The organism is Actinophytocola algeriensis (genome assembly GCF_014203735.1).
GTDB lineage: Bacteria > Actinomycetota > Actinomycetes > Mycobacteriales > Pseudonocardiaceae > Actinophytocola > Actinophytocola algeriensis.
Window position 1 is genome coordinate 109,047 of the sequence record NZ_JACHJQ010000002.1, and the last position, 12,937, is coordinate 121,983.

A 12,937-nucleotide genomic window follows, 5' to 3' on the forward strand; every position below is an offset into this window, starting at 1 on the left:
CCTGCCAGAACCGAATATCGATTGGGGCCAGTGGCGGCGGGAAAGGCAGGACCGGTGAGCAGCATCCTGGTGGTGGACGACGAACAGACGGTGAGCAGGTTCGTCGAGCGCGGCCTTCGGTCGGCCGGCTACACCGCGACGGTGACCCACGACGCCTCGTCGGGGCTGGCGCTGGCGTCCGGTGGCGGGTTCGACCTGGTACTGCTGGACCTGGTCCTGCGCGGCGAGGACGGCTTCACGGTGCTGCGCGACCTGCGGGCCAGGCGGCGGACGTTGCCGGTGATCGTGATGGCCGACGCGTCCGCGGAGCGGGACGTGGTGGCCTGCCTGGACGGCGGCGCCGACGACTACATCCTCAAGCCGTTCCGGTTCGAGGTGCTGCTGGCCCGCATCCGGGCGCGGCTGCGCCGGGGGCACGACCCGGCGTCGAGCGTGCTCACCGTCGGCAACCTGCGGCTGGACCTGTTGTCCCGCAAGGTGACCGTGGACGACACGCACGTCGAGCTGACCGCGCGGGAGTTCGCGCTGCTCGCGGTGTTCCTCAAGCAGCCGGGTGCGGTGCTGACGCGCGAGTACCTCGTGTCCCGGGTGTGGGGACCGCTGTTCGACCAGTCGAGCAACGTGCTGAACGTGTACGTCGCCGCGCTGCGGTCGAAGATCGGCAGCCGCCGCATCCAGACCGTGCGCGGCGCGGGCTACCGGCTCACGACCCCCGAGCGGGCGAGCTTGTTCCAGTCCTTGGGCGCGCCCCGGGCCTCGGCCACGAGTGCCGCGACGGTCACGAACCCCATGAGCACGGAGAAGAACGGGAGCACCGGCAGCACGTAGAGGAACCGGAGGTCCCGGCCCGCGCGGTCGAGGAGCACCCCGAAGCACACCCACACCACCGCACCGGCGAGGCCGACCGCGGCCACCGCGCCCCACACCCCGTCCGGCACCCCGGCGACCCCGGTCGCCGCGATCGCGAGCACGAGGAGCTGCAGCACCGGCGCGACGAGCATCGCGAACGCGTTGAACGGCAGGTACCACCCGACCTTCCCGCGCCACAACATGTTCCGGTGCATCCGCAGGGTCTGCACGTGCCCGCGGGTCCACCGCACCCGCTGCCGCCACAGCTGCCGCACGGTCGAGGGCACCTCGGCGTACACCTTCGCGGTCGGCACGAACGCGACCCGGTAGCCCGCCCGGTGCACCCGCCACGTCAGCTCGAGGTCCTCCCCCAGCATCCCCTCGGCGAACCCGCCGACGCGGGCGAGCACGTCGCGGCGGAACGCGCCGATGTTGCCGGACACGATGGTGAGGCAGCCGATCGCCGCGAGCGCGCGCCGCACGAACGCGGTGCCGTGGGTGAGCAGTGCCAGCAACCTGGTCTGGAGGCGGTCGAGGTTCACCGGTTCGTCGTTGCCGCACACCGCGCCGACGCGGTCGTCGGTGAACCCGCGCAGCAGCTCGGCGATCGTGTCGCGGGTGAACATCCCGTCGGCGTCGACGAACAGCACGACGTCACCGGTCACGAGGCTCAGCCCGGTGTTGAGCGCGGCGCCCTTGCCCGCGTTGGTCTTCGACACCACGATGACGTTCGGCAGCCGGGCGTAGCGCCGCATCACGTCGAGGGTGCGGTCGGTCGACCCGTCGTCGACGAGCACCACCTCCAGCCACGGGTAGCCGGTGGCGAGGATCGAGTCGACGCAGTTGGCGAGCACGCGCTCCTCGTTGTAGGCGGGCACCACGATCGACACCGAGGCCCACCGCGGTGGTGGCCGCCTGCGTGCGGCGAACACCAGGGCGAGCGGGTAGTAGGCCAGCTCGACGAGCCCGATCACCAACGCGGGCGCGCTGAGCACGACGAGCAGCGTCAGCACCGGTGCTCCGCGAGCAACGCGTCGAGCACCGCGGGCGTCCGCGCGCTGTGCGCACCGAAGCGGGCGTTGACGTCGAGCACGGCCGGCCGCCCGTCGGACCCCCGCCGCACGTCGACGTCCACCGGCCCGCGCAACCCGATGGCGGCCGCCGCGGACCAGGCGAGCGCGGCGACGTCGGGTGCGTGTGCCGGGCGCACGCATCGGACGTCCTTCTCCAACACGTCGACGACGTCCCGGCCAGGGTCGTCGGTGAGGTACAGGTTGACCACGTACTCCTCGTCGGACAACAGCTCCTGCACGATCCGGCCGCGGTCGCGGGCGGGCACGTCGTCCTCGTGGAGCACCACGCCCCGCCCGCCCCGCCCGACGCGGGGCTTGCTGAGCAGCGGCGTGCCGCCCGGCACGGGGTCGCCTGCGAGACACGACCACGGCACCGCCACCCCGACCTCGCGCAGCAGCAGGAAGGTGAGCCACTTGTCGTCGGCGATCGCCACCGCCTCGGCGGGCCCGACGACGATCCGCGGGTCGCCGAGCGCGGCGAGGGGCACGAGCTCCTCGGACACGGTGGGGATGGCGAGGTCCACGAGATGGCGCCGGGCGAGCTCGGTGAGCGCGGCGGGAAAGCCGGGGGCATGCCCCGGCGGCACGGGCTCGACCTGCGGACCGGATGGCACGAGGTCGGCACCGACGGTCTCGATCCCCCGGTGCCGCAGCTGGCGCAGCACGCTGTCACCGGCGGGTCCGCCGACCCCGGTGACGAGCACCCTCACCGCTGCCCCGCGCTGTGGTCGAGCGAGTCGTCGAGCATGCGCACCGGCTCGTACCCCTCCGCGTGCCGCACCTTCGCCTGCGCGCCGCGGAAGACCGCGAGCCCGCGCAGCCGCTCGCCGCTCATGTACGGCTTGCCCGCCTGGTCGCGGTGCGCGGCGACGGCCCGCACCTTGACCTCGAGGTAGTCCTGGACGTCGACGAACACGCTGGGCCGGAAGTCCGCGGTCGCGGACGGGCTCTCGTAGCAGAGGATCGAGGTGTGCCGGCGGCCGGCGCGCAGCGTCGCCAGGTGCACGGCCCGGTGGTCCTGGTGCTGGTCGTTGCCGGAGTGGGTCAGGATGATGTCGGGGTTGAACCGCTCCATCACCCGCTCGATGGCGGCGACGAGCGCATCGGCGTGCGCGGGCAGGTCGGTGTCCGGAAAGGACAACACCGTCACCCCGGCGATCCCGATCCGCCGCCCGGCTGCGTCCACTTCGGACACCCGGGTGGCGCCGGCACCACCCCGCTCACCGTTGGACAGCACGAGCGCACGCACCTCGTGCCCGGCGTCCACGAACTTCGCGAGCGCGCCACCGCACCCGAGCTCCACGTCATCGGGGTGCGCCCCGATCGCCAGCACCCGTCTCGACCGCACCGGCACGACCCGCCGCGGCAACACCCACGGCCGCAACGCCAGTACGACCACCACCACACCGAGGACAACACAGGCAACGACACCGAAGGCAACGACACTGATCGTCATACCGGCAAAGGTGACGCCGCCAGATGAGCCACCGCTGAGCGGCAGATGAGCAAACCTTTATCCGCCAGATCTCGGGAGCGCCTTGACTGCGAAGACCGGCGAGGGCAACACACCGCGAATCCAGGTCTCCTGGCCGGAGAGGCAGGTCTCCGGGATGGCTACCCGGTTGGCATCTTCGGTTCTCTGGCAAAGGTCGGTCTGTGGGGCTTGCGCACCCGAGCGCACCTTTCGCGCTTTCGCGCCTTTGTGGTGGTGTCCTGAAAGCGCCTTTCACGGCATCGGCGGGGGCCGAAGGACCCGGCAAACGTTGGCCGACGCAGCTCTCGAATCAGTCTCGCGACTCGAGGTGTTCCTTGACGCGCAGCAACGTGGTCTCGATGTTGGCGCGGTTCGTGCCAGGGCGGTCCGGCTGGCCGGTGATGACGATCGCGATCGGCACGAACCAGACGGGCGCCCGCAGCCAGTTCTTCACAGAAAGGCGGCAGCCGGCGCCATCGGGCGTGATGTCGTACTCCCAGCGGGAGATCGGCATGCGGAACTGGGTGCGCACCCGGTAGACGAACCGGCGTCCCGGCTCTGCCTCGGTGATCTCCGCGTGGGTCACCCAGCGGCGCCACCCGTTGCGGTTGGTGCCCGCGAACCAGTTGCCGACGGCGGGTCCGGTGGCGCCGCGGATCCAGCGGGCCTTGTAGAACTCCTCGGCGAACCCGGCCATCCGCACGGGATCGCTGACGAGCTGGTAGACCGCCTCCGGTGTGGCGTCGATCGACACCTCGCCGGTCGCCAGCGGTTCGGTATAGGCCCGCTTGTCCCGCACGCTCGTCGCGCTCGTCACGCTCGTTATCGCCACACCGCACCTCCCAGTAGTGCCCCTCCGTCGACCCCACCAGCGCCGAGCAGGAGCGTCAAGGACGATCCAGGACCGGCTCAGTCGCGCGCGACCGTGCGGCCCACGCCCCGGTGGTTCAGGATGGGCGCCGACGGGAGGTGCCGGCACGATGTACGCACAGATGCACGGCCAGCTCGCGGACGTGCCCAGCCGGATCCACCGCGTGCGCGCGATCGACTGGTTCATGGTGCTGCTCGCGGTCGTGTCGGTCGGCCTGCTCATCTGGGTGTGGGTGGCCAACCCGCCCCGGGAGACCGAGCTCTTGCTGTTCAAGGTCGACGTCGGGATCTGCGCGGTGTTCCTCGTCGAGTTCGTGTGGCGCTGGCGCATGGCGGGCTGGGGGTGGCGGTTCCTCGTCCGGAACTGGTTCGAGGTGCTCGGCATGATCCCGGTCTCCCACCCGGCGCTGCGGGCGTTCCGGTTGGTCCGGGTGATCGTGCTGATCGCCCGGCTCGGCCGCGCCGTGGACCGGACCATCGGCGACGCGGTGACCCAGCGCCTGGTGAACCGGTTCCTCGGCACGGTGATCGACGTGATCAAGAAGCCGGTCACGGTCGCCGTCCTGAGCGAGGTGGCCGCCGTGCTGCAGACCGGCCGCTACGCGCAGAACATCGGCCGCGCCCTGTCGGACAACCAGGCAGAGCTGCGGCAGATGGTGCTCGACAAGATCAAGGCGGACCCGGCGGCCGGGCGCCTCGCGCGCCTCCCGTTCCACGACGAGATCGTCGGCGCGATCACCGACACGTCGATCCGGGTCGTCCTGGAGATGCTGGCCGACCCGCGCACCGACGAGATGATCTCCGACAGCCTGCGCGAGAACCTCGACCAGATCCGCACGGCGGTGGAGCGGGACGAGCAGCGGCGCGGGTGACCCCGCCGGTCAGGTGGTGTGGTGGACGACGATGAGCGCGATGTCGTCGTTCGCGGGCTGGCCACCCACCATCTCGGCCATGACGCGGGCGCAGACCGCCTCCGGCTCGTCGGGGTGCACGGCGGCGCGGAGCTGTTCCAGGCGTTCGTCGATGTCCTCGCCGCGCCGCTCCACCAGCCCGTCGGTGTAGAAGGTGACGAGCGCGCCGGGCGGGAGGTCGATGGTGACGCCGGGCCTGCCGGACACGGCCATGCCGTAGCCGACGGGCAGGCCGACCGGCGCGTCGAGGAACCTGGCCGCCTCCCCCGGTACCGCGATGATCGGCGGCAGGTGCCCGGCCAGCGACAGGTCCATCCGCGCGGCTGCCGTGTCGACGACCGCGTAGCCGACGGTCGCCATCGTGGTGCGCTCGAAGTGGCTGGCCTTGCGGTCGAGCTTGCCCAGCACCTCGGCCGGGTCGTCGAACTCCAGCGCGTAGGCGCGCAGCGCGCTGCGCAGCCTGCCCATCACGATCGCGGCGGGCAGGCCGTTGCCGACCACGTCGCCGATGACGATCCCGATGCGGTCGCCGGGCAGCGGGAACACGTCGTACCAGTCACCGCCGACGCCGACGTCGGCGCCCGGCACGTACCGGGCGGCCAGCTCCCAGCCCTCGGTCGTGGGCAGCCGGGTGGGCAGGAGGCTGTCGGCCAGCACCGCCGCGGCGGTTCGCTCGGCGCGCGAGCGGTACAGGTAGGCCGCGAGCGCGACGCGGTCGGCGACCAGCTGCAGCAGTTCGATGTCCTCGTCGGTGAACCGGCGCGGCGCGATGCTGCCGACGTGCATCACGCCGACCAGCTCGCCCTGCGCCAGCATCGGCACCCCCAGCAGGACCCGCAGCCCCCGCTCCCACAGTATCGGGTTGACGACGGTCGACGGGTCGATCTGTTCGATCTGCACCGGCTGCCGCAGCCGTGCCACGCGGCCGGCGAACCCGCTGCCGATCGGCACCCGCACGCCCTGGAAGACCTCTTCGTTCAGCCCGGCGCTCGCGCTGGCGACCAGCCGCTCACCGCTGGCGTCGACCAGCAGGACGGTGGCGGTGTCAACGTGGAACAGGTCGTGCACGCGCACGAGGAGCACTTCGAGCAACTTGTCGAGGTCGTACTCCATCAGCGAGCTGTCGGTGACGGTCTCCAGCACACGGAGCCGTCTGTCGGTCACCGTGTCGGCTGTGTCGTCAGCCGTGCTGTCATCGTCCATCAGCCAACCTCGAGCCGTTTCCACCCGCTCACATCACGCCAAAGATAACGCCCTGATCATCCCGTGAAACACCCAGCGCCCGCCTGCGCTCCCACCCCGGCACGCACCGCCGACACCACGGCCGCGCGGGTCTGCTCGGCCAGCGGGTACGGCGTGTACATGGTGAACCGGTCGACGAGGCCCGAGTACCGGCGAGCGATCTCGGCACCCGCCGCCGCGGGTTCGCCGACGACCGCGAACGTGCCGAGGACGGTGTCGTCGACGAGACCGGTCATGGTGCCCCAGTCACCGCGCCGCGACAACCGGTGCAGCTCGGTGTGCAGGTCGCCCCAGCCGTGCAGGTCCAGCACCGCGCGGTAGGCGGGGGTCGCGGCGTAGAAGGCGACCTGCTTGCGCACCTCGGCGACCGCGGTCACGAACTCCTGCTCGCCTGCCCCGGTGGCGACGAGCCCCGGGTGGCAGACGGTGAACCCCGGTCCGCGCCCGGCGAGCGGCGGCAACGTGACCTCGCGGAGGTAGCGCTCCGAGGTGAGGCTGTGCACCAGCAGACCGTCGGCGACCTCGGCCGCGACGCGGGTCATCCTCGGGCCGACCGCGGCGAGCACCACGGGCGGCGGGCCGTGCGGGTTGGGGCCGGGCCGGAACAGCGGCGGCATCAGGGTGTGGGAGTAGAACTCACCGGTGAAGTGCAGCCGGTCACCGGTCTGCCACGACGCCCAGATCGCCCGCAGCGCGAGCACGAACTCCCGCATCCGTGCGGCCGGCGCCGACCACGGCATGCTGAACCGGCGCGTGATGTGAGCGGACACCTGGGAGCCGAGCCCGAGCACGAACCGCCCGCCGCTCATCGCGTGCAGGTCGTTGGCGGTGACGGCGAGCGTCATCGGGTTGCGGGCGAACGCGACCGCGACGGCCGTGCCAACGGTCAGCTCCGGCGCCCGCCGCGCCGCGAGCAGCAGGGGGAGGAACGGGTCCCGGCTCGTCTCGGTGGTCCACACCCCGTCGAGACCGATCCGCAGCGCCTGCGCCACCTGGGCCTCGATCTCCTGGAGGTCGCCGCCCGCTGTCCCGTCGACCACCCCGCCGATGTTGCCGTCCACCAGCATGACGTCCCTCCCTCCGGACAGCTCGCACTGACTGTAGTGGGTCCCGGTGTGACCGGTTCCGCATCGAGCAGTGCCGAAAGACCCTGACGTCCCGCCCCGGAACGCCTCACCCTGGAAACCACTACGACAGCGAGTACAGGAGGCAGTGTCGTGACCGCACTCGACCAGCGCACACCGGGCGCGCTCACCGCGCTCGCCGACGCGTTCGCCGCGCTCACCGACACGCTCGCGGACGAGTTCGACGTCGTGGAGTTCCTGGACATGGTCGCCGCCCGATGCGTTGAGCTGCTCGACGTGACCGCTGCCGGTGTGCTGCTCGTCGACCGGAACGGCGCCTCGGACGTGACCGGCGCGTCGGACCGGTTCGTGCGACCGCTCGAGCTGCGGTACCGCAAGGGCCCGGCCAGGGACGCGTCCCTGGCCGGCGCGGCCGTGCACTGCCCCGACCTGCGCAACGCACCGTGGCCGCGGTTCGCCGCCGCGGCGGTGGCCGCCGGGTACAGCGCGGTGCACGCGGTGCCGATGCGGCTGCGCGGAGAGGTGATCGGCGGGCTGAGCCTGTTCACCTCGGCGCCGGGCGCGCTCGACGAGGAACGGCTCGCGCTGGCACAGGCCCTCGCGAGGACGGCGACCACCGGCATCCTGGCGCAGCGGGCCATCCACCACAGCGAGACCGTGATCCAGCAGCTGCAGACCGCGCTCGACAGCCGGGTGCTCATCGAGCAGGCGAAAGGGGTGCTGGCCGAACGGCTGCACATCCCCGTCGCCGACGCGTTCACCGTGCTGCGCAACCACGCGCGCAACACGAGCCAGCGCCTCCAGGACATCGCGACGACGGTGGTCGACAGCGCGACCGATCCCACCGCGTCAACTATCTGAGCCAGTTTGGTGCCATCGTCGACTGAGCATTAAGCCTGTTTCAAAGCAGAGTGGCACCACTTGGCACCAGTTATTACTTGCCATGGCACCACTCGCGTGCCATGATGGCATCATGGATTTGACGCCCTTCGTGGACAACGTTCGCCGGGAGCTGGCCATCGCCGCCGAGGCGGGCGGGGACGACGCCCGCGCACTCGCCGAGCGGCTGACCGCACCACTGGCGTCGTCGATTCGCCTCACGCTGCTGGACGCCTTGTCGGCCGCCGCGGACGAGATCACCCGGGAGCTCGCGCCCGGGTCGGTCGAGGTCCGGCTCCGGGCAGGCGACGCGGCGTTCGCCGTCACCCCGCACACCGTCGAGACCTCCTCGGGCCCGGGACCCGACCACGCCGCCCCGGCTCCCGAACCCGTGGACCCCACTGTCCCGGCGGTCCCCGACGAGAACAGCGCAGACAGCACGGACAGCGCCATGGTGCGGATCAACCTCCGGCTGTCCGAGCAGCTGAAGGCCCGCGTCGAGGCGGCCGCGGCGGCGGAGGGGCGGTCGGTCAACGCATGGCTCGTCCGCGCCGCGACCACCGCGCTGACCCAGCCTGCCCGGCCCGAGCAGGCGCGGCAGGCGGGCGCCCGCCGCGCCTCCCAGCACTACACCGGCTGGGTCAGCTGACCCAAGCCCGCCACCAGCACAAACACCCGACACACCACCTCTGAGGGGACACCCATGCCTTCTTACGACACGCCGGCGCCCATCGTCGCGAACCTCGAACCGGTCGTCGGCAACGTCCGCGTGGTCGCGAGCGCCCGCACCGACACCACCGTCGAGGTCCGGCCGACCGACGCCACCGACGCCTCGGACATCAAGGCCGCGGAACAGACCCGTGTCGAGTTCTCGAACGGCACGCTGACGGTCAAGGGACCGAGGATGTCGCCACTCGACATCAGCAGGAAGACGCGGTCGATCGACGTGCTGGTCGAGCTGCCGGAAGGCTCCGAGGTGCTCGGCAGCACCGGCCTCGGCGACTTCCACGCCACCGGCAGGCTCGGCAAGACCCGCTACAAGTCGGCCACCGGGCACCTCCAGCTCGACGAGACCGGCGAGCTGCACCTGCACACCGCCACCGGCAACGTCGCCGTCGGCCACGTCACCGGCAACGCCGAGATCAGCACCAGCTCCGGGCGGCTGCACATCGACGGGATCACCGGCACCGGCGTGGTCAAGAACTCCAACGGCGCCACCACGATCGGCTCGGCCGGCGGGCCGGTGCGCGTCCGCTCGGCCAACGGCGACATCACCGTCGACCGGGCCGAGGACGCGGTCGAGGCCAAGACCGCCAACGGCTCGGTCCGCGTGCTCGACGCCGTCCGCGGCGCGCTCACCCTCGAGACCGCCATGGGCGACATCGAGATCGGCATCCACGACGGCAGCGCTGCCTGGCTCGACGTGAAGACCCGTTTCGGCCGCGTGACCAACGAGATGGACGCGGCCACCACGCCCGGCACCGCCACCGACACGGTCGAGGCGCGCGCCAGCACCTCCTTCGGCGACATCACCATCCACCGCTCCTGACACCCTGGGGAACAGACATGACCAACGCGGCCATCCCGGCCATCTCGGCGACCGGACTGCGCAAGTCCTACGGCGACAAGGTGGTGCTGGCAGGCATCGACCTGAACGTCCCGGCCGGCACCGTCTTCTCGTTGCTCGGCCCCAACGGCGCGGGCAAGACCACCACCGTCAACATCCTGTCCACGTTGATCGGTCCGGACGCGGGCACCGCGTCGGTCGCGGGGCACGACCTCGCGACCGACCCGGACGGCATCCGTTCGGCGATCGGCCTCACCGGTCAGTTCTCCGCCGTCGACAGCCTCCTCACCGGCGAGGAGAACCTGTTCCTCATGGCGGACCTGAACCACCTGCCGCGTCGCGCGGGGCGCAGGCGGGCCGCCGAACTGCTCGAGCGGTTCGACCTGACCGACGCCGCGAAGTTGGTGCCCAGCACCTTCTCGGGTGGCATGCGCCGCAAGCTCGACCTGGCCATGACGCTGGTCGGCGACCCCAAGGTGATCTTCCTCGACGAACCGACGACGGGGCTGGACCCACGCAGCCGCCGCACCATGTGGGACATCATCCGCGACCTGGTCGCGAGCGGCGTGACGATCTTCCTCACCACGCAGTACCTGGAGGAGGCCGACCAGCTCGCCGACCGGATCGCCGTGCTCGACGAGGGGCGGCTCGTCGCGCAGGGCACCCCGGACGAGCTGAAGCGCCGCGTGCCCGGCGGGCACCTGCGGCTGCGGTTCCCGGACGCCGTTTCCGTGCAGCGCGCGGGAGTCGCGCTGCGACTGTCCACTTCGGACGAACACAACGACGACGAGAACCTGGCGCTGCGCGTGCCGACCGACGGCACCGTCACCGCGCTGCGCGAGGTGCTGGACCGCCTGGACGCAGAGTCCGTCGCGGTCGACAGCCTCACCGTGCACACCCCCGACCTCGACGACGTCTTCCTCAGCCTGACCGGTCACCGGACCGGCGCCACCAAGGAGCTCGTGCGATGACCACCGCGACGACCACTGCGGCATCCAGCATGTCCTACGCGGTGCGGGACTCGACGACGATGCTGCGCCGCAACCTGCGGCACATGCAGCGCTACCCGTCACTGACGATCATGCTGGTCGGCCAGCCGATCCTGCTCCTGCTGCTGTTCGTCTACATCTTCGGCGGCACCCTCGGCAACGGGCTGGGTCCCGGCGGCGCGGGTGGCCGCGCGGAGTACGTCGGCTACGTCACGCCCGCGATCCTGCTGATCACCATCACCAGCGCCATCCTCGGCACCGCCATCTCGGTGGCCACCGACATGACCGAGGGCATCATCGCCCGCTTCCGCACCATGGCGATCAGCCGGGCCTCGATGCTGACCGGGCACGTCCTCGGCACGATCATCCAGACGGCGTTCGCGCTCGCCGTGGTGCTCGGCGTCGCACTGCTCATCGGCTTCTCCCCCACCGCCGACGTGGGCGAGTGGCTGGCGCTGGTCGGCGTGCTGCTGCTCGTCACCCTCGCCCTCACCTGGTTCGCGGTGGCGCTCGGGCTGAAGGCGAAGAGCGTGGAGACGGCGAGCAACACACCGATGGTCTTCACGCTGCTTCCCTTCGTCGGCAGCGGGTTCGTGCCCGCCGAGTCGATGCCGGCGTGGCTGCGCTGGTTCGCCGAGTACCAGCCGTTCACCCCGATCATCGAGACCATCCGCGGGCTGTTGCTCGGCACCGGCATCGGCGACAGCGGGTTCCTCACGGTCGGCTGGTGCGTGCTGATCACGGCGATCGGCTACTTCTGGGCCAAGTCGCTGTTTCAGAAGGAGCGGGACCGGTGAACGCGCCGATCGAGGGGCTGCCGACCACACGGCAGGCGGGTTGCCCGTTCGACCCGCCGCACGAGCTGGCGAGGCTGCGGGAGACGCGGCCGCTGGCCAGGATGGTCTACCCGGACGGGCACGTCGGCTGGCTCGCGACGAGCCACGAGACGGTCCGCGCGGTGCTCGCGGACAGCCGGTTCAGCGCACGCTACGAGCTGATGCACCTGCCGGTGCCCGGCGGTCCGGCGGAGCTCCCGCCCGCGTCGCCCGGCGACATGACCGGCATCGACGCACCGGAGCACACCCGGTTCCGGCAGCTGCTCGCCGGGAAGTTCACGGTCCGCAGGATGGGCCTGCTCACCGACCGGGTCGGTCAGGTGTGCGCGGAACTGCTGGACGACATGGCGCGGCAGGGCCCGCCGACCGATCTCGTGCCCGCGTTCACGCAGCCGGTGCCCGCGCTGATGATCTGCGAGCTGCTCGGCGTGCCCTACGCCGACCACGAGTTCTTCCAGGAACAGACGCTGCTGCTGACCTCGACGAGCGCGTCGATGGACGCGCGGGGTGCCGCGATGGACGCGCTGTACTCCTACCTCCACGACCTGGTGCTCGCGAAGCGGAAGGCGCCGACCGACGACCTGCTGAGTGACCTCACGACGAGCGACCTCGACGACGTGGAACTGGCGGGGCTCGGCAGCTTCCTGCTGGGCGCGGGCCTGGACACCACCTCGAACATGCTGGCGCTCGGCACGTTCGCGCTGCTGACCGACCCCGAGCAGCTCGCCGACCTGCGGTCCGGGTGGTGCACCCCGGAGCAGGCGGTCGAGGAACTGTTGCGGTACCTGACGATCGCGCACACCGGCGTCCGCGCCGCGCTCGCCGACGTCGAGCTCGGCGGCGAGGTGGTGCGGGCGGGCGAGTCGGTCACGATCTCCCTGCAGGCGGCGAACCGCGACCCGGCGCGCTACCCGGAGCCGGACACGCTCGACCTGTCCCGCCGCTCGACCGGGCACGTGGCGCTGGGCTACGGCATCCACCAGTGCCTCGGCCAGCAGCTCGCGCGCGTGGAGATGCGGGTCGCGTTCCCCGCGTTGTTCGAGCGGTTCCCCACCCTCCGCCTGGCCGCCGACCCGGCGGACGTGCCACTGCGCACCGACTCGAACCTGTACGGCGTGCACGCGCTACCGGTCGCATGGTGACCGCACGCTCCCGGTTGATC

General features: G+C 71.4%; 13 protein-coding genes and 1 pseudogene. 8 read left to right on the plus strand and 6 right to left on the minus strand.

What is annotated here, in order from left to right; all coding sequences use genetic code 11:
- The first annotated feature begins 54 nt into the window (after positions 1-54).
- Positions 55-828 carry a response regulator transcription factor gene (locus FHR82_RS06710; protein ID WP_311770927.1) on the plus strand — a complete coding sequence of 258 codons (774 nt, stop codon included), beginning with the start codon at positions 55-57 and terminating at the stop codon, positions 826-828.
- A gap of 125 nt (positions 829-953) precedes the next feature.
- On the opposite strand, the pseudogene FHR82_RS45715 reads toward FHR82_RS06710, so the two are convergent.
- The 4 genes and pseudogenes from FHR82_RS45715 to FHR82_RS45720 all read right to left on the minus strand — a co-directional run.
- Positions 954-1,862 (minus strand): annotated as a pseudogene (locus FHR82_RS45715) (glycosyltransferase family 2 protein); the annotation flags it as partial.
- Positions 1,856-2,632 carry an ATP-grasp domain-containing protein gene (locus FHR82_RS06720; RefSeq protein WP_184809431.1) on the minus strand — a complete coding sequence of 259 codons (777 nt, stop codon included), beginning with the start codon at positions 2,630-2,632 and terminating at the stop codon, positions 1,856-1,858. The pseudogene FHR82_RS45715 and the gene FHR82_RS06720, both read right to left, overlap by 7 nt.
- Positions 2,629-3,378, minus strand: coding sequence for a PIG-L deacetylase family protein (locus FHR82_RS06725; RefSeq protein ID WP_184809432.1), 750 nt, complete (start codon positions 3,376-3,378; stop codon positions 2,629-2,631). The genes FHR82_RS06720 and FHR82_RS06725 overlap by 4 nt, the downstream gene beginning before the upstream one ends.
- Positions 3,379-3,706: 328 nt before the next feature.
- Positions 3,707-4,228, minus strand: a complete 522-nt coding sequence (locus tag FHR82_RS45720) for an SRPBCC family protein (RefSeq protein WP_311770928.1) — start codon at positions 4,226-4,228, stop codon at positions 3,707-3,709.
- A gap of 148 nt (positions 4,229-4,376) precedes the next feature.
- On the opposite strand from FHR82_RS45720, the gene FHR82_RS06735 reads away from it, so the two are divergent.
- Positions 4,377-5,138, plus strand: a complete 762-nt coding sequence (locus FHR82_RS06735; RefSeq protein WP_225943819.1) for an ion transporter — start codon at positions 4,377-4,379, stop codon at positions 5,136-5,138.
- Between the two features lie 9 nt (positions 5,139-5,147).
- Here FHR82_RS06735 and FHR82_RS06740 read toward each other — a convergent pair whose 3' ends face one another.
- Both FHR82_RS06740 and FHR82_RS06745 read right to left on the minus strand, forming a co-directional pair.
- On the minus strand, positions 5,148-6,380 hold the full coding sequence (locus tag FHR82_RS06740) for a PP2C family protein-serine/threonine phosphatase (RefSeq protein ID WP_184809434.1): 1,233 nt from the start codon (positions 6,378-6,380) through the stop codon (positions 5,148-5,150).
- 56 nt (positions 6,381-6,436) lie between these two features.
- A complete protein-coding gene (locus FHR82_RS06745) occupies positions 6,437-7,486 on the minus strand; it encodes a TIGR03617 family F420-dependent LLM class oxidoreductase (protein ID WP_184809435.1) in 1,050 nt (349 codons plus the stop codon).
- A gap of 150 nt (positions 7,487-7,636) precedes the next feature.
- Here FHR82_RS06745 and FHR82_RS06750 point away from each other — a divergent pair, with 150 nt between their 5' ends.
- The 6 genes from FHR82_RS06750 to FHR82_RS06775 all read left to right on the plus strand — a co-directional run bounded on the left by FHR82_RS06750 (position 7,637) and on the right by FHR82_RS06775 (position 12,917).
- Positions 7,637-8,365 carry a GAF and ANTAR domain-containing protein gene (locus tag FHR82_RS06750; RefSeq protein ID WP_311770929.1) on the plus strand — a complete coding sequence of 243 codons (729 nt, stop codon included), beginning with the start codon at positions 7,637-7,639 and terminating at the stop codon, positions 8,363-8,365.
- A gap of 112 nt (positions 8,366-8,477) precedes the next feature.
- Positions 8,478-9,032 (plus strand): toxin-antitoxin system HicB family antitoxin, encoded by a 555-nt coding sequence (locus FHR82_RS06755; protein ID WP_221463534.1) that lies wholly within the window; start codon positions 8,478-8,480, stop codon positions 9,030-9,032.
- 54 nt (positions 9,033-9,086) lie between these two features.
- Positions 9,087-9,932 (plus strand): DUF4097 family beta strand repeat-containing protein, encoded by an 846-nt coding sequence (locus FHR82_RS06760; protein WP_184809437.1) that lies wholly within the window; start codon positions 9,087-9,089, stop codon positions 9,930-9,932.
- Between the two features lie 17 nt (positions 9,933-9,949).
- On the plus strand, positions 9,950-10,921 hold the full coding sequence (locus FHR82_RS06765; protein WP_184809438.1) for an ATP-binding cassette domain-containing protein: 972 nt from the start codon (positions 9,950-9,952) through the stop codon (positions 10,919-10,921).
- Positions 10,918-11,736: an ABC transporter permease gene (locus FHR82_RS06770; protein WP_184809439.1), complete on the plus strand. Its 819-nt coding sequence runs from the start codon at positions 10,918-10,920 to the stop codon at positions 11,734-11,736. The genes FHR82_RS06765 and FHR82_RS06770 overlap by 4 nt, the downstream gene beginning before the upstream one ends.
- Positions 11,733-12,917, plus strand: coding sequence for a cytochrome P450 (locus FHR82_RS06775; protein ID WP_311770930.1), 1,185 nt, complete (start codon positions 11,733-11,735; stop codon positions 12,915-12,917). Before FHR82_RS06770 ends, FHR82_RS06775 begins: the two co-directional genes overlap by 4 nt.
- The last annotated feature ends 20 nt before the right edge of the window (positions 12,918-12,937 follow it).